Source organism: Pseudomonas sp. (assembly GCF_035512415.1).
GTDB lineage: Bacteria > Pseudomonadota > Gammaproteobacteria > Pseudomonadales > Pseudomonadaceae > Aquipseudomonas.
On the sequence record NZ_DATKDZ010000027.1, the window covers coordinates 12,986 to 35,546 of the forward strand.

A 22,561-nucleotide genomic window follows, 5' to 3' on the forward strand; every position below is an offset into this window, starting at 1 on the left:
GCACGGCTTGCACCGATTGATCCCCTCGCCCCTTTGGGGAGAGGGTTAGGGAGAGGGGAGCGGTATCCGCCAGTACGTAGGGTGGATGACGCTTTTTCATCCACCAGGAGCCCGCACGGTGGGTCGATACAGCGCGAGCTACGCGCCTCGATCCACCCTACGAGAGAAGCATGGCTACCATCGAATCCCTGCTTAACGCTGCCGATCTACCGGACTCGCCCACCCCGCGCCTGGACGCCGAGTTGTTGCTCGCCCACGCCCTGGGCAAGTCGCGCAGCTATCTGCATACCTGGCCGGAGCGCGAGCTTGAGGCCGAGCAGCTTGAGCGCTATCAGGCCGCAATCGTTCGACGTCAGGCTGGCGAGCCGGTGGCCTATATCCTTGGCCAGCAGGGCTTCTGGAGTCTGGAGCTGGAGGTTGCGTCGCATACCCTGATCCCCCGTCCGGATACCGAATTGCTGGTGGAAACCGTGCTCGCGCTGCTACCGGCCACGCCTGCCACGCTGCTGGATCTGGGCACCGGCACCGGTGCGATTGCCCTGGCTTTGGCCAGCGAACGTCCAGCCTGGCGGTTAACCGGTGTGGATCGCGTGCCGGAGGCGGTGACCCTGGCCGAGCGCAATCGCGCACGGCTCAAACTGGCCAATACCAGCTTTGTTGCAAGCCACTGGTTTAGCGCTTTAGATGGACAGCGTTATCAGCTGATCGTCAGCAACCCGCCCTATATCGCCGCTGATGATCGTCATCTGGCCGAAGGCGATGTGCGTTTCGAGCCGAGCAGCGCGCTGGTGGCGGGCGCGGATGGGCTGGACGATATTCGCCTGATCATTGCCCAGGCACCGGACTATCTTGAAGCAGGCGGCTGGCTGTTGCTGGAGCATGGTTTCGATCAGGCGTTGGCGGTGCGCGAGCTACTCAATGCGCGTGGCTTTAGCGCGGTGGAAAGCCGGCGTGACCTCGGCGGCCATGAGCGCATCAGTCTGGGACGCTTCGATAATGAGTGACGCCATGAGTGCGCAGGACATGCTGAATGACGAGGAGCTGCTGCGCTATAGCCGGCAGATCCTTCTGCAACAGATCGATATCGCCGGCCAGCTGCGCCTGAAAAACAGCCGCGCGCTGATCATCGGCCTCGGCGGCCTGGGCTCGCCGGTGGCACTGTATCTGGCGGCGGCGGGCGTCGGTGAATTGCATCTGGCGGATTTCGATACGGTCGACCTGACCAATCTGCAACGGCAGATCGCCCATGACACCGCCAGCATTGGCCAAAGCAAGGTCGACTCGGCGAGTAAGCGTCTGCTCGCGATCAACCCGCAGCTGCGCCTGCAAGCGCATCGGCAGGGCTTGGACAGCGATTCTCTGGCGGCCGCTGTGGCGGCGGTGGATCTGGTGTTGGATTGCTCGGACAATTTCAGCACCCGCGAGGCGGTCAATGCCGCCTGCGTGGCCGCCAAGGTGCCGCTGGTTAGCGGCGCGGCGATTCGCTTGGAAGGCCAGCTCTCGGTATTCGATCCGCGGCGGGATGACAGCCCTTGCTACCACTGTATCTATGGTCACGGCAGCGAGGCCGAGTTGACCTGCAGCGAAGCTGGTGTGGTCGGCCCGCTGGTAGGTTTGGTCGGTAGTTTGCAGGCGCTGGAAGCCTTGAAGCTGCTGGCGCAGTTTGGCGAGCCGCTGGTGGGCCGCCTGCTGTTGATCGATGCGCTTGGCAGCCGTTTCCGCGAGCTGCGGGTCAAGCGCGATCCGGGCTGCAGCGTGTGTGGCGATGCGTAGGGTGGACATGGCTCCAGCCTTGTCCGCCATTACTGTCTGCGTGGTGGACAAGCCTTCGGCATGCCCACCCTACACTTGGCTGCAGTGGGTAAATATATGAGTCATCCAGACGCCCCGATTGGCGTATTCGACTCCGGCGTCGGCGGGCTGTCGGTGCTGGGTGAGATTCGTGCGCTGTTGCCGAATGAATCGCTGCTCTATGTCGCCGACAGCGGCCATGTGCCCTATGGCGAAAAGAGCCCGGAATTTATCCGCGAGCGCTGCCGGGTGCTGGCCGAGTTTCTTCTCGCCCAGGGTGCCAAGGCACTGGTGCTGGCCTGCAATACCGCCACGGTGGCGGGGGTGGCCGAGTTGCGTGAGCTCTATCCGCAGTTGCCATTGGTGGGCATGGAGCCGGCGGTCAAGCCTGCAGCGGCCGCCACGCAGAGCGGCGTGGTGGGTGTGCTGGCCACCACCGGTACGCTAAAAAGCGCCAAGTTCGCCGCCTTGCTCGACCGTTTTGCCAACGATGTGCGGGTGATTACCCAGCCCTGTCCCGGGCTGGTCGAGCGTATCGAGGCTGGCGAGCTGGACAGCGCCGCTACTCGCGAACTGCTCCAGGGCTTTGTCGCGCCGCTGCTGGCCGAGGGCTGCGATACGTTGATTCTCGGCTGCACCCATTACCCCTTTATCAAACCGCTGTTGCGTAGCTTGGTGCCGGACTCGGTCAGCCTGATCGACACCGGCGCGGCGGTGGCGCAGCAGGTCCGACGTCTGCTGGCAGGCAATGATCTGCTTGCCAACGGCCCGGCGCAGCCGGCGCAGTTCTGGTCGAGTGCTGATCCTGCGGCCATGCAGCGGGTGTTGCCGCTGCTATGGGGCGAAGCGGCGCTGGTCAGCGGCCTGCCCGACGCGGTTTACCCATAAGTAGTCTTTCTCAGCAGCTAAAGATTTCTATACTCTCAAGCAGTGACTGCAAGCTTCTACTTGGGTGGATAAGGATTATTACCATGAGAAAAGTCGTTACTTTGGCTGCGTTTGCGGCCTTAGCATTGGGGCCGGTGAGTGCGTTACAGGCGGCTGATCTGAGTGTTGCGGTTGGCCAGACGGGCGACTCGACCATGACCTATCGCCTCGGCACCCAGTTCGATTTCAACCGCAGCTGGTTTGCCAGTGATGTCGGCCGCCTGACTGGCTACTGGGACGCCGCCTACACCTATTGGGATGGCGACAAGACCGCGAGCAACCACAGCCTGTCGCTCAGCCCGGTGTTCGTTTACGAGTTTGCCGGCGAGCGCTTCAAGCCCTATATCGAAGCCGGCATCGGTATTGCGGCATTCAGCAGCACCGAGATGGAAGACAACGACCTGGGTTCCTCCTTCCAGTTTGAAGACCGCATCGGCTTCGGCGTGCGTTTCGCCGGGCAGGAAGTCGGCGTGCGTGCGCTGCATTACTCCAACGCCGGGCTTAAACAGCCTAACGACGGAGTTGAGAGCTATAGCCTGCATTACCGTATGAGTTTCTAGCGGTTGGTGGCGTTAAAAAAAACCGGATCGAGGTCCGGTTTTTTATGGTCTGCTATCCGTGGCACCACCCTTGGGGCGGTCGCTGCGCGACGTTAAAAATCGTACCTGACGATTTTTTGTACCCGCAGTAACGCGCGCGGGCTCAGCGGTAGATGCTGGTCATGCCCTTGCGCTCGTCCAGGCATTCGGGGGAGGCGGTTTCGAATTCGCGGCAGATCAGTGGGCGCACTTCGTAAATGGTGCAGCGCATGCTGTTGCGGTCCAGTGCAGCGCACCAGCCGTCGTCCAGGCGCAGCATCACTTCGCCGCCCCAGTCGTCGGTGTCGATATAGCGGGGCGGCACACCGGTGTCGGTGATCAGCATGACTTCCAGCTGGCAGCAGCAGGCGGCGCAGTTGCTGCAGCTGACCGCCGGTTCGTCCGCGAGTTGGGTATGGGGGATGTTCTGACTCATGCCGCGCAGTGTACGCCATGTGGTCGAGGCAGGAGCAGTGTGCAAATGTTGGATGCGCTGCTCGCAGGTCGGTGCGCGCGGCGCACCCTACAGCGTGCGGCTACGTAGGCTCTGTTCGTACTGGCCGCGATAGAGCTTGGCAAAGCCATGCAGCACGGGCATCACCAGGGCCCAGATCGCGCCGATCAGCAGCAAACTTTGCCAGGTGCCGTAAGGCAGGCCGACGCCGGCGATCTGTGCGCCCGCGTAATAGGACAGCGGTGCGGCGATGGCCCCCAGCAGGCTGGCGCGCCACCAGGGTTGTGCGGTCCACGCCAGGCAGTGGTTGAGGGTGGTGCCCAGCAACAGCCACAGGCAGGCCAGCCATAAGGGGATCAGGGTGCGCGGCGTGCCGAAGTCGAATACTCCGAGGTTGAGCAGAAAGCTGTCCAAAGCGCTGCCGGCGAGAAACACGCTGATCAACAGTTTGCCTTCCGCCGCCCAGCTGCTGGTCCAGAGCAGATGCACCGCCAGCACCGCTGCGACAATCAGCAGCCACAGGCTGTCGCCGCCAAATACGCAGGCGAACCAGCCGAGCTGAAACAGCAGGGTGTTGACGATCAATTTAGGCATTGAGGTTTCCCAGTAGCGGTGCAGGATGTGCCGCAGGCTTAGCCAGCAGCAGTTGCGCGGTGCCGATGGTGCGCTCGATAAAGCCGCCCTCGCAATAGCACAGGTAGAACTCCCACAGCCGATAGAAGTAGTCGTCGTAGCCGAGCTGTTCGAGTTTGTGCCGCGCCTGGCGCAGGTTGTCATGCCACAGGCGCAGGGTACGGGCGTAGTGCAGGCCGAAATCCTCCATATGGTGCAGGTTCATATCGGTTTTGTCGGTGACTATTTCCAGCATCTTCTGCACCGAGGGCAGGGCACCGCCGGGAAAGATATAGCGTTGGATAAAGTCGACGCTGTTTTTCGCCTGTTCGTAGCGCTGGTCGCGGATGGTGATGGCTTGCAGCAGCATCAGGCCGTCCGGCTTGAGCAGCTTGGCGCACTGCTCGAAGTAGTTGCCTAGAAAACGATGACCGACGGCCTCGATCATTTCGATCGACACCAGCTTGTCGTACTGGCCGTCGAGGTCGCGGTAGTCCTCCAGCAACAGGGTGATGCGCCCGCCCAGGCCGAGCTCGGCAATGCGCTTTTCGGTATAGGCGAACTGCTCGCGCGACAATGTGGTGGTGGTAACCCTGCAGCCATAGTGACTGGCGGCATAGATCGCCATGCTGCCCCAGCCGGTGCCGATTTCCAGCAGGTGGTCGCCGGGCTTCAGCGCTAGTTTCTGGCAGATGCGCTCGAGCTTGTGCAGCTGCGCCTGCTCCAGGCTGTCATCGGCGCTTTGGAACATTGCGGCCGAATACATCATGGTCGGGTCGAGAAACTGCTCGAACAGGTCATTGCCCAGGTCGTAGTGGGCCGAGATGTTCCTGCGCGAGCCCTTGCGGGTGTTGCGGTTGAACCAGTGCAGGGCCTGCACCAGAGGGCGGCCAAGGCGAGCCAGACCCCCCTCCATGGCATCTAGCATCTCAAGATTGCTGACGAATACCCGGATCACCGCGGTCAGGTCCGGAGTGCTCCAGTAACCGTGGATATAGGCCTCGCCAGCCCCAATCGAGCCGTTGCCCGCCACCAGGCCCCAGACCGCCGGGTCGAGCACCTGGATTTCGGCACTGAGGCTGGAGTGGGCGTCGCCGAACTCCAGGCGTTCGTCGCCTTCGATAATCACCAGCTGGCCGTGGCGCAACTGGCCGAGCTGACGCAACACCGCACGGCGCAACAGGCTGGCACCGATGCCGCTGCCGGCGCGCACACTATCTTTGGCGGAGACAAGGCTAGAGCTTTTCATGGGGGACTTCCTTCGATACGGGGCGAGCGACGCGCAAATCGCCTTCAGCGGCCCGGTGGCTGAACAGGGGAATACGTTTGAGCAGCAGGCGCAGGGCCTGCCAGTAGATGGCGACGACGGTTTTGCCGGTCATCCAGGGAAACTGCAGCAGGTAGCGGTGCAGGCTGGCGCGGTTCAGTTCGGTGCGTTGCAGGCTGAGGCTGGCATCGAAGAGTTTTTCCTCGCCCTGCCAGTCGGCCATGTGAATGCCCAAGCGCTCGCCGGCGGGGCTAAAGCTCATGCGGTATTCCAGCTCGCGCGGCAGAAACGGCGAAACGTGAAACGCCTTGGCCACGGCGACATGCTGATGGCCTGTGCCCTCGGCCGGCAGTACGTAGTGGTAGCGCTCGCGGAAAGGTGTGTTGCTGACCTCACAGAGAATCGCCGCCAGGCTGCCATCGGCCTCATAGCAGTAGAAAAAGCTCGCCGGATTGAAGGCCAGGCCCCAACTGCGGGGCTGGGTCAGCAGGCAGATATGGCCCAGCGGCGTACGGCCCAGTGCCTCGCCAACGCGTTGGCGCACGGCGTCGATCAGCTTGATCCCCGCGCCGGTGAACTGCGGCAGATAGTCGGTCTCGCGAAAGGCAAAGGGCGTAAAGCGGCCACTGCCAGCAAGCGGCGACAACGCCAGCACGGCTTCCTGCTCGCTCAGGTCGAGGTAGAGCAGGCCCATGCGATAGCGGAAATTGTGCAGGCGCGGCGCAAAACGCCGGTGCTGCACCCAGCCGCTGTACAGGGCGCTGTTCATCGCCATTGGGCTGTTCACTAGAGTGCCTCACCGAATTCACGGGCCACGCGCAGCGCGCTGACCACGCCGTCTTCGTGGAAGCCATTGGCCCAATAAGCGCCGCAGAAGTAGCTGTGGTTAGCGCCAAGCAGTTCTTCCCAGCGCTCCTGCGCGGCCATGCCGGCCAGGCTGTATTGCGGGTGGGCGTAGGTGTAGCGGGCGAGAATCTTGCTTGGGTCGATAGCGGCGGTCTGGTTCAGGCTGACGCAGAAGGTGGTGTCGCTGACGATGCCCTGAAGGATATTCATGTCATAGGTGACGGCGGCGGGCTGATCCACTGGCCCGCCGAGGCGATAGTTCCAGCTGGCCCAGGCCAGGGGCCGTTTTGGCAGCAGGCGGGTATCGGTGTGCAGCACCACGTCGTTGTCGGCATAGGGCAGCGCGCCGAGGATTTCCTGCTCGATGCGCGTAGGTTCGGCCAGCAGCGCCAGGGCCTGGTCGCTGTGGCAGGCGAAGATCACCTTGTCGAAGCGCTCGGTTCCGGCGGCGCTATGCACGGTCACGCCGTCCCCATCACGCTCGACCCGGCTCACCGGGCAGTTGAGGCGGATATGCTGCTTGAAGGACTCGGTCAGCGGCGCGATATAGCTGCTGGAACCACCTTCGACCACGCACCACTGCGGCCGATCACTGACCGACAGCAGGCCGTGGTTCTTGAAGAAACACACGAAGAATTGCAGCGGAAAACCGAGCATATCGTTCAGTGACATCGACCAGATCGCCGCGCCCATGGGCACGATGTAATGCTGGATAAAGCGCTCGCTGTAGCCATTGGCCTTGAGGTAGTCGCCCAGGGTCATGGTGCTGGCGATACGTTGCTGGTTGAGGTCGTTCAGCGCCTCGCGGTTAAAGCGCAGGATGTCGCGCACCATGCCCCAGAACTTTGGTGAAAGCAGGTTGCGGCGCTGGGCGAACAGGCTGTTGAGGCTGTGCCCGTTGTATTCCACGCCGCTGAGCGGGTCGCTGACCGAGAAGCTCATCTCGGTGGCCTTGAAGCCGACCCCCAGCTTGCCCAGCAGGCGAATAAAGTTGGGGTAGGTCCAGTCGTTGAACACGATAAAACCGGTGTCCACGGCGTAGCGCTGGCCAGCAACCTGCACATCCACGGTGTGGGTGTGCCCGCCAATCCAGTCGCCGGCCTCGAATACGCGGATGTCGTGGCTGCGGTTAAGCAGGTAGGCGCTGGTCAAACCGGCGATACCACTGCCGATAATGGCGATCTTCATGAGTTGTCCTTGGACTTGGCGTTAGTGCGAGCCATACGGGCCCCCATGGCCACCTGCAAGCGCTTGGGCAGATGGCCGAGCAGCTTGAGCATGGCGATAAAGGGGCCGGGGAAGCTTATTTCAAAGGGCTGCTGGTGCAGGCGTTCGGCGATATAGCGGGCGGCTTTGTCCACTGGCCAACGCATCGGCATGGGGAAGTCGTTCTGTTGCGTCAGTGGGGTGTCGACAAAGCCCGGGCTGACCAGGGTTACGGCGATACCCTCGGCGGCCAGGTCGATACGCAGGGCCTCGATCAGGTAGCGCATGCCAGCCTTGGACGCGCCATAGGCTTCGGCGCGGGGCAGCGGCAGGTAGGTCACCGAGCTGCCGACGGCCACCAGGTGCGGCTTGTGGCCCAGGCGCAGGAGGGGCAGGGCCGCCTCGATGCAATAGCTGGCGGAAAACAGGTTGGCGCGGACCACCCGCTCGACCATCGCCGCCTCGAAGCTCTGCACCTCGACGTATTCGCAGGTGCCGGCATTGAGGATCACGCTGTCCAGCGCGCCCCACACCTGGCCTATATGCGCGCCGATGGCGCGGACCTGGGCGGCGTCGGCAAGATCGCCAGAGACCACCAGCACCTGCGCCGGGTAGCGCTTGGCCATGGCCTGCAGCGGCTCGAGGGTGCGGGCGCTGAGTGCCAGGCGGTGACCCTGTTGCAACAGCTGCTCGGCCAGTGCCGCACCGATGCCGCTGCTGGCACCGGTAAGCCAGATACGCCGTGGTTTCGTGCTCATGCCAACCTCCGTTTCAGCCAGCGAATCGCCATGCCGAGCAACGGCAGGTGCTCATAGAGCAGACTGCCGGCGTCGAAATAGTCGCGGTGGCGATAGACCTTGCTCTGCCACAGCAGGTGCGAGCAGCCCTCCACGCGGATCAGCTGGCCGCCAGCCAGGCGCGGGTGGCGGTAGCTCATGGTCCAACGCAGGTAGCCTTCGCCGTCGCGTACCTGGTCGAAGCCGTAGAAGTCGAAGCGCAGTTCGCTGACGTTGGCGTACAGCTCGGCGAAGTAGTGCTGCATATTGCTCAGCCCGCGCACCTCGTGCATCGGGTCGCAGAACAGGGCGTCGTCGCTGTAGAGCTGGCCCAGACGCTCGAGGTTGTCCTTGTTCAGACCGGCAAAGCGCTGGGCGAACTGGCGCAGGAAGTCGCTCATAGCACCTCCTCGCCGGCCAGGTGCGGCAGGCACTTGAAGGCGGCTAGGGCACGCGCGCGGCTGGCGCTCAGGTCAACCATGGGACGCGGGTAGTCCGCGCCGCCAAACAGCCCGCCGCCACTGAGCAACGCGCCGCTCGGCTGGTGGATATGCTTCTTGCTCAAGCCCCCAAGCTCGGGCAGCCAGTGGCGGATAAAACGTCCGTCCGGGTCGAAGCGCTCGGACTGGCTAAGCGGGTTGAAGATGCGGAAGTAGGGGGCCGAATCGGTGCCGGTGGAGGAGCTCCATTGCCAGCCGCCATTGTTCGCTGCCAGGTCGCCGTCGATCAGGTGGCGCATAAAGAAACGCTCGCCTTCGCGCCAGTCGATCAGCAGGTTCTTGGTCAGAAACATCGCCACGATCATGCGCAGGCGGTTGTGCATCCAGCCGGTGGTCAGTAGCTGGCGCATCGCTGCATCGATAATCGGAAAACCGGTACGGCCTTGCTGCCAGGCTTGCAGCTCCTGCGGGGCGTTGCGCCAGGCCACGGCCTCGGTTTCCGTGCGAAAGGCGCGGTGCATGGAAACCCGCGGATAGCCGACCAGAATATGTTTGTAGAACTCGCGCCAGAGCAGCTCGTTGATCCAGGTAATCACCCCGAGATTGCCGCTGTCGAACTCGCCCTGGTTGGCCTGCAAGGCCGCATGCAGGCACTGGCGCGGCGAGATCACCCCAGCGGCCAGGTAGGCGGACAGCTGGCTGGTGCCAGGCTGTGCCGGGAAGTCGCGGGCGTTTTGATAGAAGTCGATCTGCTGTGCGGCAAAATCATCCAAACGCCGCGCCGCCTCTGCTTCACCGGCTGGCCACAGCTCACGCAGTTCGGCAGAGGGTAGGGCGAAGCCTGCAACTTGTTCAGGAAGGGCATCGCTTTGGATCGCCAACGGCACCTGCGCCTTGGGCGTGGCGATCAGCGCCGGCAGGGCGGTGTGCAGGCGCTGATAGCAGACCTTGCGGAACTGGCTATAGACCTGGAAGTAACCGCCGGATTTGGTCAGCACGCTGCCGGGTTTGAACAACAGCTGATCCAGATGGCTGCGAAAATTTACCCCAAGGCCACCAAGCGCCTCGGCCACAGCCTGGTCGCGGCGGGTTTCATGCACGCCGTACTCTTCATTGACCTGCACCGTGCCTATCTGCAGCTGCTGGCACAGCTCGCCGATTACCTGTGGCGCGGCGCTCCAGCTGTCGGCTTCACGCACCAGCAGCGGCACGTTGAGTTTGCCCAGTTCAGTGGCCAGCTCTTTGAGGTTGCGCAGCCAGAAGTCGACCTTGCTCGGCGCGTCATCGTGGGCCAGCCACTGGCCGGGGCTGAGCAGGTACAGCGCCACGGTCGGGCCGCTGCTCATGGCAGCGGCGAGGGCGCTGTTGTCCTGCACGCGCAGGTCGGTACGAAACCAGATCAATTGCAGCATGGTATGTCCCATCAGCTGTTCAGCAGGTTCAAGTCGGTAAGGATTTGCAGCGCGGCCAGCGGATCGGCGGCCAGGCTCAGGTCGGGGTTCTGCGCGGCCATGCCGCGCAGCTCCTGTTGATGGATCTGCACCGCCTGACCGATGATCAGACAGGGGCAGTCGTAGCCGGCCAGCAAGCGTTGCAGGTGATTGGTATTGAGTGCCTGGCTGGAATACAGCAGCACCGCGCGGGGCTGGATATGTTCCACCGCCAGGGCCAGTTCGGCCGGCGACAGCGGCCAGTCGAAGACGTCCACCGGGCAGTTGGCGCTGCTCGCCAGCCAGGCGGTCAGCCACATGCCCGGGGCCATGGGCAGGTCGGAGACATTGATCAGCAGCAGCGGCGCACCGTTGTACTGGCGATTGTTGTGGTACAGGCGCGCGCCCAGCTTGCTGCGCAGCCAGGAGTAGAAAAACACCCGCTCGGCCTGGGCACCGAACTGGTTGCGCCAGCGCAGTTCCAGTTCTTCCAGCAACGGCAGCAGCAGTTGTTGGCACAGGGTGTGCGGCGGGTAGAGCGCCAGTTCTCTGTTGAAACAGTCATCCAGGCGGCGCTCGCTAAGGTTGCAGATGCTCTCCTGCAGGCGCTGGCGCTTTTCCTCCCACTGCGAGCTGGCCTCACTGAACGCCGGCTGGCCGCTGCGCAGCAGGCCCTTGACCTGACTGACCGAAACCCCGCGGCCGAGCCAGGTGAGGATTGCCTGGATCCGAGCCACATGCTCGGCGGAATACAGGCGGTGGCCCTTGGGCGTGCGGTGCGGCACGATCAGGCCGTAGCGGCGTTCCCAGGCGCGCAGGGTGACGGCGTTGACCCCGGTGATGCGCGCCACATCGCGGATCGGCATAAAGCCTTGGGCGATGGCGGTTTGGTAGTCGTCGCCGGCGGCGGGGGCGTGGCTGTGGGTGAGTTCGTCCATGGTCAGAGGGCGTTACGCAGGCTGAGGTTTTCCGGGTGCGGCTGCAGGTACACCTGCTGCGCGATGTAGCTGTCCGGGTGGCGACGGAAGTGATGCTTGAGCAGGGTCATGGGCACCACCAGCGGCACCACGCCATGGCGGTACTGGCCGATCAGCTGCTGCATTTCCTGCTTCTCTGCGCTGCTCAGTGCTTGCTTGAGATAGCCGCAGATGTGCTGCAGCACGTTGCTGTGGGTGCGGCGGGTGGCGCAGCTTTTCAGCGCGCTCATCAGTTCGCTGAAATAGCGCGGTGCCAGCTCATTGATGTCGTGCTGGCCGAGGTTGCCGAGCATGCGCCCCAGGCTCTTGTACTGCTGCGGATGGGTGGCCATCAGCAGGTACTTGTAGCGCGAGTGGAAGTCGATCAGGCGCTTGCGCGTCAGGCCATCACGCAGCAGCTGTTGCCATTCGGAGTAGGCAAACACGCGGGTGATAAAGTTTTCGCGCAGGATCGGATCGTTGAGGCGGCCGTCTTCTTCCACCGGCAGATCGGGGTGCCGGGCGCAAAAGGCCTGGGCAAAGATGCCACGGCCAGGTTCGCTCGGGCGGCCGTTGTCCTGGTAGACCTTGACCCGATGCAGGCCGCAGGACGGCGACTGCTGCATAAAGATATAGCCGCAGATATCGCCCAGCTCACCAGCCATGCGCTCGCCGTAGGCGGTCAGGGGCTCGGTGACATCCACTTCGCGGTTGACCGTGCCCACTGCCCGGGGAGCCTGCGGATCGCCGACCAGGCGGATAGGTTCGCGGGGGGTGCCCAGGCCTATCGCTACTTCCGGGCACAGTGGGGCGAAGTCGAAATATTCGCTGAGGGTGCGGCTGCACAGACGCGATTCCTTATGGCCGCCGTTGTAGCGGACCTCGGCTCCGAGCAGGCAGGCGCTGATGGCGAGCTTGGGCTTGGTGGCAGTGATCTGGGACGTGTTCATGGCGCGACCTCTGATGTACGTCTTGTACATGCTGTGATGCATGTACAACTTGTGTTCATCATAGGTTTGTTGTTGTACAAGTCAAATACTTTGTACAGCTTCTGTAATGGAATCGGCTGGGTGGCGCAGCGAGAGATTCGCTACGACTTGGCCGTGGCGTTCGGGTGAGGGCAGGCGGGAGGGGATTTACGCGGCAGGAGCAGGCCGCTGGGAGGAGGGGCTTACTGCCAGCCCATCAGCCAGTGCTGGGAATTTTCCAGGGTTTGCCAATCCAGGCGTTGGTTGCGCTGGCTGAGTACGGCCTGTAATTCGACCTGCAGCACCGTGCCGTCTTCATCACAGAACAGTTCGGTGACCAGGAAGTGTTTTTCACGGTTCAGCGGCTGTGCTGCTGTCCATTTCGACAGCAGCAGCTTGCGCGGGTTAAGCCGGTGTTTGCCTGCGGTGTTGTTCGCCAAGCCCTTCATTGCAGGTGTTCAAGCAGGCGGCGGGCGGCTTCCTGGCCGCTGAGCCAGGCCCCTTCGACGCGGCCCGACAGGCACCAGTCGCCGCAGGCATACAGGCCCAGGCCGGCATCGGCCAGTACGCCCCATTGGTGCGCGGCAGCCGGGCGGGCATACAGCCAGCGATGGGCCAGGCTGAAGGTCGGTGCCGGCACAGCGCAGCCGATCAGTTCGGCAAAGGCCCCGTGCAGTTGCTCGATCACTTCTTCCTTGGGCATATCCAGATGCTGCCTGGTCCACTGGCTGGTGGCGTGCAGCACCCAGGTGTCCTGGTCGGTGTCGCGCCCGGGCTTACTGCGGTTGCGGGCCAGCCAGTCGAGCGGGTTGTCGCGCACAAAGCAGCCTTCGACCCTGGTTTCCAGCGGGCTGTCGAAGGCCAGGGCCACGGCCCAGGTCGGGTCCATGGCGACGCTGGCCGCGGCCCCGGCCAGTTTCGGGGCGCTGGAGAGCAGGGCAGTGGCCTGGGGTGCGGGCGTGGCAATCACTACATGGCTGAAGGGGCCATGGTTGTTGCCTTCCGCATCCTGCAGGTGCCAGTGCTGCTCGCCGCGAAACACTTCGGTGATACGGCAGGAGAAATGCACCGGTAAGGCCCCGAGCATGGCCCGGGTGATGGCGCTCATGCGTGGGCTGCCGACCCAGCGTGTCTGCTCGTCCGGCGAGGCGCTGAGCTGGCCGTTGTCGAAATTGTAGAGGCTGGGCGTCCACTCACTGACCCAGCCACGGGTCTGCCACTGTTGCACCACCTCGACGAAGCGGCGGTCGCGGGCCGTGAAGTACTGGGCACCCAGGTCCAGTGCGCCGGCGTCGCTGCGCTTGCTGGCCATGCGACCGCCGCTGCCACGGCTTTTGTCGAACAGTTGCACCGCATGTCCGGCCGCGTGCAGGGCCTGGGCTGCGGACAGCCCGGCGATGCCGGTACCGATGATGGCGATGGGGTTGATGGCTGTCATGGCTTACCTCTTGCTCAAGGCCATTTAGGCTACGCTTTAGACAGAAGCTATACAATATGGATTTTTTGTATAGGATGTGTGGCTGCAGTCGCGCCTACCTATAGTTAAGACAACTGGCTGCCGGAATAAAGGCACGCCGGTCATAAAACTTCATATTGCGCATATTCACTGTCAGGCCATGCGAGGACGATGCCATGCACATACTTCTAACCGGCGGTACTGGCCTGATCGGGCGTGCGTTGTGCCGACACTGGGCACAGCAGGGCCACCGGCTGACGGTGTGGAGCCGCACGCCGCAGCAGGTCGAGGCTCTGTGTGGGGCCGGGGTGCGCGGCATCGGTCGCCTTGAGGAGCTGGCCGAGGAACCGCTGGATGCTGTGGTCAACCTGGCCGGCGCGCCGATTGCCGACCGGCCCTGGACGCGCAAGCGCAAGACGCTGCTGTGGGCCAGCCGCATCACCCTGACCGAACAGTTGTTGGCCTGGCTAGCGAGCCGCGGGCAGAAGCCCCAGGTGTTGTTGTCCGGCTCGGCGGTGGGGTGGTATGGCGACGGCGGCGAGCGCGAGCTGCATGAGGATTCGATCCAGGTCACCGACGATTTTTCCGCGCAGCTGTGCGGTGCCTGGGAAGAAACCGCACTGCGCGCCGAAGACCAGGGCATCCGTGTGGTGCTACTGCGCACCGGGCTGGTGCTGGCCCGCGACGGTGGTTTGCTCAAGCGTCTGTTGCTGCCGTTCAAGCTGGGCCTGGGTGGCCCCCTGGGCAGCGGCCGGCAGTGGATGCCGTGGATTCATCTCAGCGACCAAATCGCTTTGATTGATTTTCTCCTGCAGCAGGAGCAGGCCCGCGGTCCTTATAATGCCTGCGCGCCGCAGCCGGTGCGCAACCGCGAGTTCAGCCAGGCCCTGGGCCGCGAGCTGCACCGTCCGGCGTTTATGCCGGCACCGGCGTTTGCCTTGCGTCTGGCGCTGGGCGAGTTGTCCGAGCTGCTGCTCGGCGGCCAACGCGCCTTGCCGACGCGCCTGCAGGCCGAAGGCTTCAGTTTTCGATTCACTCATTTGGATGTGGCGCTGGCGGATCTGCTGGGCCAACCTGACTAGGATTGCGCATGACCGATAACGCATTGCTGCTGGTAAACCTGGGGTCGCCGGCCTCCACCGAAGTCGCCGATGTACGCAGCTACCTCAATCAGTTTCTGATGGACCCCTATGTCGTCGATCTGCCCTGGCCGCTGCGGCGCTTGCTGGTGTCGCTGATCCTGATCAAGCGCCCGGCCGCTTCGGCCCACGCTTATGCCTCGATCTGGTGGGAGGAGGGCTCGCCCCTGGTGGTATTGAGCAAGCGCCTGCAGGAGGCAATGAAGGCGCAGTGGAATCATGGTCCGGTTGAGCTGGCCATGCGTTACGGCGAGCCGTCGATCGAGACGGTGCTCCAGCGTCTGGCCGCCCAGGGCATCAAGCAGGTCACCCTGGCACCGCTGTACCCGCAGTTTGCCGACAGCACCACCACCACGGTGATCGAGGAAGCGCGACGGGTGGTGCGCGAGCACAAGCTACCGATCCACTTTTCGATTCTGCCGCCCTTCTATGAGCAGCCCGAGTACCTCGAGGCCCTGGCCGACAGCGCCAGGCCCTATCTGGAGCAGGACTTCGATCACCTGCTGCTGAGCTTCCACGGCCTGCCGGAGCGCCACCTGCGCAAGCTTGACCCGAGCAAGCATTGCCTCAAGGGCCCGGACTGCTGCATGAGCGCACCCCCTGAGGTGCTGGCCAGCTGTTACCGCGCTCAGTGCATGCGCAGTGCCCACGCCTTTGCCCAGCGCATGGGCCTGCGCCCGGAGCAGTGGTCGGTGTCCTTCCAGTCGCGCCTGGGCCGCGACAAGTGGATCGAGCCCTACACCGAAAGCCGCCTGGAGGAACTGGCCGGGCAGGGGGTGAAAAAGCTGCTGGTTATGTGCCCGGCCTTTGTCGCCGACTGCATCGAAACCCTGGAGGAAATCGGCGACCGTGGCCGCGAGCAGTTTATCGAGGCCGGTGGCGAAAGCCTGCAGCTGGTGCCCTGCCTGAACGACCACCCAAGCTGGGTGGCGGCGTTAAAAGTACTGAGCGAGCGTGCACCCTTGATGCTTTGAAGCGGGGGATGCATTAGCTCGAAAGGATGCATTGCATTCGCCTGACTGATAACACCTACGGGCGATACTCATCGCCCTGTATATCGACCTAAGCTGGCAGTTCTTTCAACCGTCGTGCAGCGCATCTGTGCTGCCGAGGAGACTGCCAGTGCCTCACAACAACAATAACGGCTATCCCTCCAGTACCCGCGCCTGGGTCACTGTCGCCATTCTGATGGTCGCCTATGTGCTGTCCTTTATCGACCGGCAGATTCTCAACCTGCTGGTGGGGCCGATCCGCCGCGATCTGATGATCAGCGACACCCAGATGAGTCTGTTGATGGGGCTGTCCTTCGCCCTGTTCTACACCGTCTGCGGGATTCCCCTGGGCCGCCTGGCCGATACCAAGAGCCGCCGCGGCCTGATCGCCATCGGTGTGTTGTTCTGGAGTGCGGCCACCGCCGCCTGCGGCCTGGCGAAGTTGTACTGGCAGTTTCTGATCTGCCGTATCGGCGTGGGGGTGGGCGAGGCGGCGCTGTCGCCGGCGGCTTACTCGCTGATTGCCGACAGTTTCCCCGCCGAGCGCCGCGCCACAGCGATCAGCGTGTATTCCATGGGGGTTTATCTGGGTTCGGGCCTGGCTTTTCTGCTCGGCGGTCTGGTTATCCAGTTCGCTTCGGCCCAGGGCGATGTGCTGCTGCCAATCGTTGGCGAGGTGCGACCCTGGCAGTTGATCTTCCTCATTCTCGGCGCGGCCGGGGTGCTGTTTACCCTGTTGATGCTGGCGGTCAAGGAGCCGACCCGGCGTGGCGTCGGTGCTGGCGTTGCGGTGCCGCTGGCCGATGTCGGCCGCTATATCCGCGCCAACAAACGCACCGTGCTCTGCCATAACTTCGGCTTCGCCGGCCTGGCCTTTGCCGGCTATGGCAGTGCGGCCTGGATTCCGACCTTCTTTATCCGCACCTACGGCTGGGACGCCGGCCAGGTGGGCATCGTCTACGGCAGCATTGTTGCGGTGTTCGGCTGTCTGGGCATCGTCTTCGGCGGCCGCCTGGCCGACTGGATGGCCAAGCGCGGCAGCAGCGACGCCAATATGCGTGTCGGCTTGTACGCGGCCATTGGCGCGGTGCCTTGTGTGCTGGCCTTTCCGCTGATGGAAACGGCGCTATGGGCGGCGATCTTGACCGCGCCGGCGGTGTTTTTCCTGAGCATGCCGTTCGGCGTGGCTCCGGCGGCGATCCAGGAGATCATGCCCAACTCGATGCGCGGCCAGGCCTCGGCGATCTACCTGTTCGTGATCACCCTGATCGGCCTGGGCATCGGCCCGACCGCAGTGGCGCTGGTGACCGATTATGTGTTCGGCGACGACATGGCGCTGCGCTACTCGCTGCTGATCGTTACCAGCATCGCCGTGTTCAGCTCCATTGTGCTGCTGAGCATGAGCCTCAAGCCTTATCGCGAAAGCGTGGTGCGCCTGCAACAGTGGGCGGCTGAGCCGGCTTGAGGAAGGCAATCCCGGATTGCGCCTAAGGCTTATCCGGGCTGCCGGGCCGCTTTGTAGGGTGGACATCGCGAAGCGTTGTCCACCGCTGGCATCCGCATGGCGGACAAACCTTGCCTAGGCCTCTGGCTCTTCGCTAAGCGTCTTGTTGCGCCAGCCTTGGCCACCCGGCAGCAGGAGGTTGAGCAGGATGGCGATGATGCCGCACAGGGAGATGCCTTTCAGGCTGACGTCGCCTGCGCCAATCACCATACCGCCAATGCCGAACACCAGGGTGACCGCAACGATCACCAGGTTGCGCGCCTCGGACAGGTCGACCTGGTGACGGATCAGGGTATTCAGGCCGACCACGGCGATGGAGCCGAACAACAGGCAGAGAATGCCGCCCATCACCGGCACCGGGATGCTCTGCAGCACCGCGCCGAACTTGCCGATAAAGGCCAGGGTCATGGCGATGACCGCCGCCCAGAGCATCACCTTGGGGTTGAAGTTCTTGGTCAGCATCACCGCCCCGGTAACTTCCGAGTAGGTGGTATTGGGCGGCCCGCCGAGCAGGCCGGCGGCCGAGGTGGCCAGGCCGTCGCCGAGCAGGGTGCGGTGCAGACCCGGCTGTTTCAGGTAGTTCTTGCCGGTGACGGTGCCGATCGCCAGCACGTCGCCGATATGCTCGATGGCCGGGGCAATGGCCACCGGCAGGATAAACAGGATGGCCCCCCAGTGCAGTTCCGGGGCGACGAAGTTCGGTACGGCCAGCCAGGGCGCAGCGGCCACCGGGCTGAAGTCGACCACGCCGAACAGCCAGGCCAGCATATAACCCAAGAAAATCCCGCAGAGAATCGGGATCAGGCGGAAGATGCCGCGGCCGATCACCGCGACGATCAGGGTGGTGAGCAGCGCCGGCAGGGAAATCATCAGGGCGATGTCATAGGGCACCAGCTGCGCGCTGGCGTCACCGGCCTTGCCCATGGCCATATTGGCCGCCACCGGGGCCAGGCCCAGGCCGATGGCCATGATCACCGGGCCAATCACCACTGGCGGCAGCAGGCGGTCGATAAAACCGGTGCCTTTGATCTTCACTGCACCGGCCAGCAGCATATAAGCCACACCGGCGGCGACCAGGCCGCCGAGGGTGGCGGGCAGGCCGAAGTCGGCCTTGGCGGCAAGGATAGGGGCGATAAAGGCAAAGCTGGAGGCGAGAAACACCGGCACCTGGTTCTTGGTCACCAGTTGGAAGATCAAGGTGCCGAGCCCTGCGGTAAACAGCGCCACGTTGGGGTCCATGCCGGTGATCAGCGGCATCAGCACCAGTGCGCCAAAGGCCACGAAGAGCATCTGCGAGCCGGCCAGGGCCTGACGCCAGGTGGCGTCCTGCATATGATCCTGCATGCTCAGGCGTCCTTTTGCTTGGTGCCGAAGATCTTGTCGCCGGCATCGCCTAGGCCGGGAATGATATAGCCGTGTTCATTCAGGCACTGGTCGATGGAGGCGGTAAAGATGGTCACGTCCGGGTGGGCATCGGCCACCGCCTTGATGCCTTCCGGCGCGGCGACCAGGACCATGGCGCGGATTTCCTTGCAGCCGGCTTTTTTCAGCAGGTCGATGGTGGCGACCATGGAGCCGCCGGTGGCCAGCATGGGGTCGATGATCATCGCCAGGCGCTCGTCGATTTCCGGTACCAGTTTTTCCAGGTAGGTGTGCGCTTCCAGCGTTTCCTCGTTACGCGCCACGCCCACGGCACTGACCTTGGCCCCGGGAATCAGGCTGAGCACGCCTTCGAGCATGCCGATGCCGGCACGCAGGATCGGCACCACGGTGATCTTCTTGCCGGAGATCTTTTCCACCTGCACTGTGCCGCACCAGCCTTCGATCTCGCAGTTTTCCAGGGGCAGATCCTTGGTCGCCTCGTAGGTCAGCAGCGCGCCGACTTCCTGGGCCAGTTCGCGAAAATTCTTTGTGCTGATATCGGCGCGGCGCATCAGGCCGAGCTTGTGGCGGATCAGCGGGTGGCGGATCTCGAGGATGGGCATGGCGGGGTCTCCGGCAGGACGGGTAGAAAACTGGCCTAGATTAAAGCATTGGCGATTCCAATTGCTGCCTCGAGCCCGGGTGAAATCGGCAATTAGCGTCTAAATTTCGCCTGTTGCCGACAATTTGCCCTGTTTGTCTGCCAGACCTTGCTCTGCTTGCCGCAGATGGGTACCTTTGCCGGCTTTTATTTTGACGCATCGATCAGCTTTCTGCTGCTTGTCGTCCCGTTCCCAAGAGGAAACAGCATGTCCGTCGATCTCGCGCATATCCGCCAAGTCATGTCCGAAGCCGATTGCCTGTACAGCAATGCCGAGGTCGAAGTGGCCATCGACACCATGGCGGCGGCCATCAACAGCGAGATGGCCGAGAGCAATCCCGTGGTGTTCTGCGTGATGAACGGCGGGCTGATCTTCTCCGGCAAGCTGTTGCCCAAGCTCAACTTTCCGCTGGAACTGTCCTACCTGCACGCCACCCGCTACCGCAATGAAACCAGCGGCGGCGAGCTGTTCTGGAAGGCCAAGCCGGAAATCTCCTTTATTGATCGCGACGTGCTGATCATCGACGACATCCTCGATGAAGGGCACACCCTCGGCGCAATCATCGATTTCTGCCGGCATGCCGGTGCCAAGAACGTGCGCATCGCCGTGCTGGTAGACAAGACCCACGACCGCAAGGCGCGCCCCGACCTCAAGGCTGATTACGTCGGCATGCCCTGCGTTGATCGCTACGTGTTTGGCTACGGCATGGATTACAAGGGCTACTGGCGCAACGCGCCGGGGATCTACGCGGTTAAAGGTCTGTAAGCACCGCTGCTGTAGGGTGGAAAACCGCGAAGCGTTTTCCACCATCAAGGTCCATGGTGGATAAGCTGCGCGTTATCCACCCTACGTTGCTGATCCCTCATCGGCCTTGGGTGTCAGCCAGCGCAGGGCCTTTTCCCGGGCCTGGGCCAGGTCGCGCACGTAGGCCAGATGGCCTTCGACGCGCTGGATGCCGGCGCGCCGTAGTTGCAGGCGCACATGGGGCACCGGCCCGCTCAGGATCAGGCCGACGCCCTGGGCGCGGTAGTCGCGCAGCACATTGTCCAGCGCCGCCAGGGCGGTCATATCCAGCAGCGGTACCGCGCTGATATCGACGATCACCACCTTGACCCCCGGACTAAAGCGGCGCAGCACGCTCAGGGCCTTTTCCGCCGCGCCGAAAAACAGCGGGCCGCGAATGGCGTACACCAGCACATGCTCGGGCAGATCACTCAGCGCCTGGTGAAAGTCCCGGGGCAGGCTCTCGGTGTCGGTCAGGTCGCTCATGCGCTTGATAAACAGCCCCGCCGCGAGCAGCAGGCCGACCCCCACCGCCAGCACCATATCGAACAGCACGGTCAGGGTCAGGCAGGTCAGCAGTACCAGCACGTCGCTGCGTGGGGCTATGCGCAGGGTGTGCTGCACATGCCGCACCTCGCTCATATTCCACGCCACCATCAGCAACAGGGCGGCCAGGGCGGCCATCGGCAGGTAGCTGAACAGCGGCGCGAGAAACAGGATGGCGACCAGTACCACGGCCGAATGGATAATCGCCGCCAGCGGCGAAAAGGCCCCGGCGCGCACATTGGCGGCGCTGCGGGCAATCGCCGCGGTGGCGGTGATGCCGCCGAAAAGGGGCGCGAGCAGATTGCCCAGGCCTTGGCCGATCAGCTCACCATTGGGGTCGTGCTTGCTGCCGGTCATGCCGTCGGCGACCACCGCGCACAGCAGCGACTCGATGGCTCCGAGCATGGCGATGGCAAAGGCCGGGGCGAGCAGCTGGCGGAACAGTTCGAAGCTGATTGCCAGCGGTTGTCCGTCGGGGCCGGGCAGCAGCCAGGGCCAGCTGAAGCTCGGCAAAAAAGGCGGAATGCCCGGGTACTCGACACCCTCCACGCTGTAGCTGAAACGCTCGCCGATGGTCGCCACGGGTATCTGCAGGCTTTCCAGCAGCAGGCCGAGCAGGGCACCCACCGCCAGCGCCACCAGATGCCCTGGCACCCTGGGGACCCAGCGCGGCCAGAGCAGCAGCACCGCCAGGCACACCAGTGCCACCAGGCTGTCGCCCAGCTGCAGGCTGGGCAGGGCCTGCAACAGCCCCTGCACCTGCTCGATATAGTTGTTCGGCTGGTCGGCCAGGCTCAGGCCGAACAGGTCCTTGAACTGCAAGGTGGCGATCACGATGCCGATCCCGGCGGTAAAGCCCAGGGTGACCGGGTAGGGGATAAATTCGATCAGCCGGCCGGCGCGCATCAGCCCCAGGGCAATCAGAATCAGCCCGGCCATCAGGGTGCACAGCAGCAGGCCGCCGAGGCCGAATTGCTGGGTGATCGGCAGCAGTATCACCACAAAGGCCGCGGTCGGGCCGCTGACATTGAAGCGCGAGCCGCCAAACAAGGCGATCAGGCTGCCGGCCACCAGCACCGTATACAGACCGTGTTGCGGCGGCACGCCCACGGCAATCGCCAGGGCCATGGCCAGCGGAATGGCGATGATGCCAACGGTGAGGCCGGCACTGAGGTCGCCGCGCAGGGCGCGCCAGGAGTAGCCGGCACGCAGGGTTTGACGCCAGGCAGCGAACAGCGGCGGTAAGGGCAGCGACATGATGGCTCCGCGGTGGATACTGGCAGTATAGGGGCTGCGGCGGCGGTTCAGGGGTGACCTAAGTCGGCTATTCCGAGCCCCGTGGCCATGCTAAAAAGTTCGGCTCGCTGGTGATGCGTTGAGCCCTGGCCCGCGCCGGGGGTAAACTGCCGGCCCCCGAGGCCCGGTATGCTGGAGTTGATGATGCGCAAAGACAAGAAACAGGTGATTGGCGAAGAGATTGGTGACGAGCCGATCAAGCTGTTCCTCGCCGTGGAGCCGGCCGATGCCACGCCGCCCTCGCTGCACAAACTGGTCAAGGCCTACCGCGGCCTGCGCATCGACGACTTCGAGCGTTTTGTCGGCTTTTTTGTCGCCGCCGGGTACGACCTGAACGCCAAGGATGCCCAAGGCAACGACTTTATCGCGCTGATTCAGGACCAGCGCTTTGCCGAACCCTATATTGAAGTGATCAAAGCCGCTCGCGGCTGATCCAGCCCTTCCGCCAGGCCCTCCCATCTGGCCTAGCTTGCGCTGCTTCCCAGCGATCGCGGGCATGGCCCGCTCCTACGGATGTCAGCGTCTGTAGGAGCGGGGGGGACACCTCGTTCCATGCCCGCGAAATCAATC

The 22,561-nt window shown here is 63.5% G+C and carries 25 protein-coding genes; 9 read left to right on the top strand and 16 right to left on the bottom strand.

Translation table 11 applies throughout. The annotated features are described in order from the left end of the window. Positions 1 to 170: 170 nt before the first annotated feature. The 4 genes from prmC to VMP31_RS13895 all read left to right on the top strand — a co-directional run bounded on the left by prmC (position 171) and on the right by VMP31_RS13895 (position 3,278). On the top strand, positions 171 to 1,004 hold the full coding sequence (gene prmC / locus VMP31_RS13880) for a peptide chain release factor N(5)-glutamine methyltransferase (protein WP_325508083.1): 834 nt from the start codon (positions 171 to 173) through the stop codon (positions 1,002 to 1,004). Positions 1,005 to 1,023: 19 nt separating this feature from the next. Then, positions 1,024 to 1,773, top strand: coding sequence for a molybdopterin-synthase adenylyltransferase MoeB (locus tag VMP31_RS13885; RefSeq protein WP_325508164.1), 750 nt, complete (start codon positions 1,024 to 1,026; stop codon positions 1,771 to 1,773). Between the two features lie 96 nt (positions 1,774 to 1,869). Beyond that, positions 1,870 to 2,679: a glutamate racemase gene (murI, locus tag VMP31_RS13890; RefSeq protein ID WP_325508085.1), complete on the top strand. Its 810-nt coding sequence runs from the start codon at positions 1,870 to 1,872 to the stop codon at positions 2,677 to 2,679. Between the two features lie 83 nt (positions 2,680 to 2,762). Then, the gene (locus VMP31_RS13895) at positions 2,763 to 3,278 is read left to right on the top strand and encodes an acyloxyacyl hydrolase (protein ID WP_325508087.1); all 516 of its coding nucleotides are present in this window, start codon (positions 2,763 to 2,765) and stop codon (positions 3,276 to 3,278) included. A gap of 142 nt (positions 3,279 to 3,420) precedes the next feature. Here VMP31_RS13895 and VMP31_RS13900 read toward each other — a convergent pair whose 3' ends face one another. From VMP31_RS13900 to VMP31_RS13955, 12 genes are all read right to left on the bottom strand, one after another. Beyond that, positions 3,421 to 3,732 (bottom strand): YkgJ family cysteine cluster protein, encoded by a 312-nt coding sequence (locus VMP31_RS13900; RefSeq protein ID WP_325508089.1) that lies wholly within the window; start codon positions 3,730 to 3,732, stop codon positions 3,421 to 3,423. An 87-nt stretch (positions 3,733 to 3,819) separates the two neighbouring features. Continuing rightward, on the bottom strand, positions 3,820 to 4,344 hold the full coding sequence (locus VMP31_RS13905; RefSeq protein WP_325508091.1) for a DUF2878 domain-containing protein: 525 nt from the start codon (positions 4,342 to 4,344) through the stop codon (positions 3,820 to 3,822). Further along, positions 4,337 to 5,611, bottom strand: coding sequence for a cyclopropane-fatty-acyl-phospholipid synthase family protein (locus VMP31_RS13910; protein ID WP_325508093.1), 1,275 nt, complete (start codon positions 5,609 to 5,611; stop codon positions 4,337 to 4,339). Before VMP31_RS13910 ends, VMP31_RS13905 begins: the two co-directional genes overlap by 8 nt. Beyond that, positions 5,598 to 6,398: a DUF1365 domain-containing protein gene (locus VMP31_RS13915; RefSeq protein WP_325508165.1), complete on the bottom strand. Its 801-nt coding sequence runs from the start codon at positions 6,396 to 6,398 to the stop codon at positions 5,598 to 5,600. The genes VMP31_RS13910 and VMP31_RS13915 overlap by 14 nt, the downstream gene beginning before the upstream one ends. Before the next feature lie 17 nt (positions 6,399 to 6,415). Further along, a complete protein-coding gene (locus VMP31_RS13920) occupies positions 6,416 to 7,663 on the bottom strand; it encodes an NAD(P)/FAD-dependent oxidoreductase (RefSeq protein WP_325508095.1) in 1,248 nt (415 codons plus the stop codon). Further along, the gene (locus tag VMP31_RS13925) at positions 7,660 to 8,439 is read right to left on the bottom strand and encodes an SDR family NAD(P)-dependent oxidoreductase (protein WP_325508097.1); all 780 of its coding nucleotides are present in this window, start codon (positions 8,437 to 8,439) and stop codon (positions 7,660 to 7,662) included. The genes VMP31_RS13920 and VMP31_RS13925 overlap by 4 nt, the downstream gene beginning before the upstream one ends. Then, on the bottom strand, positions 8,436 to 8,858 hold the full coding sequence (locus VMP31_RS13930) for a nuclear transport factor 2 family protein (protein WP_325508099.1): 423 nt from the start codon (positions 8,856 to 8,858) through the stop codon (positions 8,436 to 8,438). The genes VMP31_RS13925 and VMP31_RS13930 overlap by 4 nt, the downstream gene beginning before the upstream one ends. Further along, a complete protein-coding gene (gene phrB, locus VMP31_RS13935; protein ID WP_325508166.1) occupies positions 8,855 to 10,306 on the bottom strand; it encodes a deoxyribodipyrimidine photo-lyase in 1,452 nt (483 codons plus the stop codon). Before phrB ends, VMP31_RS13930 begins: the two co-directional genes overlap by 4 nt. A gap of 14 nt (positions 10,307 to 10,320) precedes the next feature. After that, positions 10,321 to 11,265 carry a MerR family transcriptional regulator gene (locus VMP31_RS13940; RefSeq protein ID WP_414705460.1) on the bottom strand — a complete coding sequence of 315 codons (945 nt, stop codon included), beginning with the start codon at positions 11,263 to 11,265 and terminating at the stop codon, positions 10,321 to 10,323. A 2-nt stretch (positions 11,266 to 11,267) separates the two neighbouring features. Next, on the bottom strand, positions 11,268 to 12,233 hold the full coding sequence (locus VMP31_RS13945) for a 2-thiouracil desulfurase family protein (RefSeq protein WP_325508101.1): 966 nt from the start codon (positions 12,231 to 12,233) through the stop codon (positions 11,268 to 11,270). Positions 12,234 to 12,454: 221 nt separating this feature from the next. Further along, positions 12,455 to 12,700 carry a TIGR02450 family Trp-rich protein gene (locus VMP31_RS13950; protein ID WP_325508103.1) on the bottom strand — a complete coding sequence of 82 codons (246 nt, stop codon included), beginning with the start codon at positions 12,698 to 12,700 and terminating at the stop codon, positions 12,455 to 12,457. Then, positions 12,697 to 13,689 (bottom strand): NAD(P)/FAD-dependent oxidoreductase, encoded by a 993-nt coding sequence (locus VMP31_RS13955; RefSeq protein ID WP_325508105.1) that lies wholly within the window; start codon positions 13,687 to 13,689, stop codon positions 12,697 to 12,699. The genes VMP31_RS13950 and VMP31_RS13955 overlap by 4 nt, the downstream gene beginning before the upstream one ends. Before the next feature lie 194 nt (positions 13,690 to 13,883). Between VMP31_RS13955 and VMP31_RS13960 the strand changes: the two genes are divergently transcribed. From VMP31_RS13960 to VMP31_RS13970, 3 genes are all read left to right on the top strand, one after another. Further along, positions 13,884 to 14,789 carry a TIGR01777 family oxidoreductase gene (locus VMP31_RS13960; RefSeq protein WP_325508107.1) on the top strand — a complete coding sequence of 302 codons (906 nt, stop codon included), beginning with the start codon at positions 13,884 to 13,886 and terminating at the stop codon, positions 14,787 to 14,789. A gap of 8 nt (positions 14,790 to 14,797) precedes the next feature. Next, entirely contained in the window at positions 14,798 to 15,820 is a 1,023-nt protein-coding gene (hemH, locus tag VMP31_RS13965) for a ferrochelatase (RefSeq protein ID WP_325508109.1), read from the top strand. 148 nt (positions 15,821 to 15,968) lie between these two features. Beyond that, entirely contained in the window at positions 15,969 to 17,303 is a 1,335-nt protein-coding gene (locus VMP31_RS13970; RefSeq protein WP_325508111.1) for an MFS transporter, read from the top strand. 114 nt (positions 17,304 to 17,417) lie between these two features. Here VMP31_RS13970 and VMP31_RS13975 read toward each other — a convergent pair whose 3' ends face one another. The 3 genes from VMP31_RS13975 to VMP31_RS13985 all read right to left on the bottom strand — a co-directional run bounded on the left by VMP31_RS13975 (position 17,418) and on the right by VMP31_RS13985 (position 19,594). Then, the gene (locus VMP31_RS13975; protein ID WP_325508113.1) at positions 17,418 to 18,686 is read right to left on the bottom strand and encodes a uracil-xanthine permease family protein; all 1,269 of its coding nucleotides are present in this window, start codon (positions 18,684 to 18,686) and stop codon (positions 17,418 to 17,420) included. Between the two features lie 2 nt (positions 18,687 to 18,688). Beyond that, on the bottom strand, positions 18,689 to 19,327 hold the full coding sequence (gene upp, locus VMP31_RS13980; protein ID WP_325508115.1) for a uracil phosphoribosyltransferase: 639 nt from the start codon (positions 19,325 to 19,327) through the stop codon (positions 18,689 to 18,691). 99 nt (positions 19,328 to 19,426) lie between these two features. After that, complete coding sequence (locus tag VMP31_RS13985; RefSeq protein ID WP_325508117.1) at positions 19,427 to 19,594, bottom strand: hypothetical protein; 168 nt, start codon at positions 19,592 to 19,594, stop codon at positions 19,427 to 19,429. Here VMP31_RS13985 and VMP31_RS13990 point away from each other — a divergent pair. Next, a complete protein-coding gene (locus VMP31_RS13990; protein WP_325508119.1) occupies positions 19,574 to 20,131 on the top strand; it encodes a hypoxanthine-guanine phosphoribosyltransferase in 558 nt (185 codons plus the stop codon). The two genes, VMP31_RS13985 and VMP31_RS13990, sit on opposite strands and share 21 nt — an antisense overlap. Positions 20,132 to 20,212: 81 nt before the next feature. On the opposite strand, the gene dauA is transcribed toward VMP31_RS13990, so the two are convergent. Further along, a complete protein-coding gene (dauA, locus tag VMP31_RS13995; RefSeq protein WP_325508121.1) occupies positions 20,213 to 21,952 on the bottom strand; it encodes a C4-dicarboxylic acid transporter DauA in 1,740 nt (579 codons plus the stop codon). Between the two features lie 183 nt (positions 21,953 to 22,135). Between dauA and VMP31_RS14000 the strand changes: the two genes are divergently transcribed. Continuing rightward, entirely contained in the window at positions 22,136 to 22,423 is a 288-nt protein-coding gene (locus tag VMP31_RS14000; RefSeq protein WP_325508123.1) for a PA4642 family protein, read from the top strand. The last annotated feature ends 138 nt before the right edge of the window (positions 22,424 to 22,561 follow it).

Excerpts from the sequence above, each read along its gene's own strand:
- VMP31_RS14000 (WP_325508123.1), top strand. The coding sequence starts at position 22,136 with ATGCGCAAAGACAAGAAACAGGTGATTGGCGAAGAGATTGGTGACGAG.
- VMP31_RS13925 (WP_325508097.1), bottom strand. The coding sequence starts at position 8,439 with ATGAGCACGAAACCACGGCGTATCTGGCTTACCGGTGCCAGCAGCGGC.
- VMP31_RS13990 (WP_325508119.1), top strand. The coding sequence starts at position 19,574 with ATGTCCGTCGATCTCGCGCATATCCGCCAAGTCATGTCCGAAGCCGAT.
- VMP31_RS13950 (WP_325508103.1), bottom strand. The coding sequence starts at position 12,700 with ATGAAGGGCTTGGCGAACAACACCGCAGGCAAACACCGGCTTAACCCG.
- VMP31_RS13975 (WP_325508113.1), bottom strand. The coding sequence starts at position 18,686 with ATGCAGGATCATATGCAGGACGCCACCTGGCGTCAGGCCCTGGCCGGC.
- murI (WP_325508085.1), top strand. The coding sequence starts at position 1,870 with ATGAGTCATCCAGACGCCCCGATTGGCGTATTCGACTCCGGCGTCGGC.
- VMP31_RS13920 (WP_325508095.1), bottom strand. The coding sequence starts at position 7,663 with ATGAAGATCGCCATTATCGGCAGTGGTATCGCCGGTTTGACCAGCGCC.
- VMP31_RS13915 (WP_325508165.1), bottom strand. The coding sequence starts at position 6,398 with ATGAACAGCGCCCTGTACAGCGGCTGGGTGCAGCACCGGCGTTTTGCG.
- prmC (WP_325508083.1), top strand. The coding sequence starts at position 171 with ATGGCTACCATCGAATCCCTGCTTAACGCTGCCGATCTACCGGACTCG.
- VMP31_RS13885 (WP_325508164.1), top strand. The coding sequence starts at position 1,024 with ATGCTGAATGACGAGGAGCTGCTGCGCTATAGCCGGCAGATCCTTCTG.
- hemH (WP_325508109.1), top strand. The coding sequence starts at position 14,798 with ATGACCGATAACGCATTGCTGCTGGTAAACCTGGGGTCGCCGGCCTCC.
- VMP31_RS13930 (WP_325508099.1), bottom strand. The coding sequence starts at position 8,858 with ATGAGCGACTTCCTGCGCCAGTTCGCCCAGCGCTTTGCCGGTCTGAAC.
- upp (WP_325508115.1), bottom strand. The coding sequence starts at position 19,327 with ATGCCCATCCTCGAGATCCGCCACCCGCTGATCCGCCACAAGCTCGGC.
- VMP31_RS13945 (WP_325508101.1), bottom strand. The coding sequence starts at position 12,233 with ATGAACACGTCCCAGATCACTGCCACCAAGCCCAAGCTCGCCATCAGC.
- VMP31_RS13895 (WP_325508087.1), top strand. The coding sequence starts at position 2,763 with ATGAGAAAAGTCGTTACTTTGGCTGCGTTTGCGGCCTTAGCATTGGGG.
- VMP31_RS13900 (WP_325508089.1), bottom strand. The coding sequence starts at position 3,732 with ATGAGTCAGAACATCCCCCATACCCAACTCGCGGACGAACCGGCGGTC.
- VMP31_RS13905 (WP_325508091.1), bottom strand. The coding sequence starts at position 4,344 with ATGCCTAAATTGATCGTCAACACCCTGCTGTTTCAGCTCGGCTGGTTC.
- VMP31_RS13985 (WP_325508117.1), bottom strand. The coding sequence starts at position 19,594 with ATGCGCGAGATCGACGGACATGCTGTTTCCTCTTGGGAACGGGACGAC.
- VMP31_RS13940 (WP_414705460.1), bottom strand. The coding sequence starts at position 11,265 with ATGGACGAACTCACCCACAGCCACGCCCCCGCCGCCGGCGACGACTAC.
- VMP31_RS13910 (WP_325508093.1), bottom strand. The coding sequence starts at position 5,611 with ATGAAAAGCTCTAGCCTTGTCTCCGCCAAAGATAGTGTGCGCGCCGGC.
- VMP31_RS13955 (WP_325508105.1), bottom strand. The coding sequence starts at position 13,689 with ATGACAGCCATCAACCCCATCGCCATCATCGGTACCGGCATCGCCGGG.
- dauA (WP_325508121.1), bottom strand. The coding sequence starts at position 21,952 with ATGTCGCTGCCCTTACCGCCGCTGTTCGCTGCCTGGCGTCAAACCCTG.
- VMP31_RS13960 (WP_325508107.1), top strand. The coding sequence starts at position 13,884 with ATGCACATACTTCTAACCGGCGGTACTGGCCTGATCGGGCGTGCGTTG.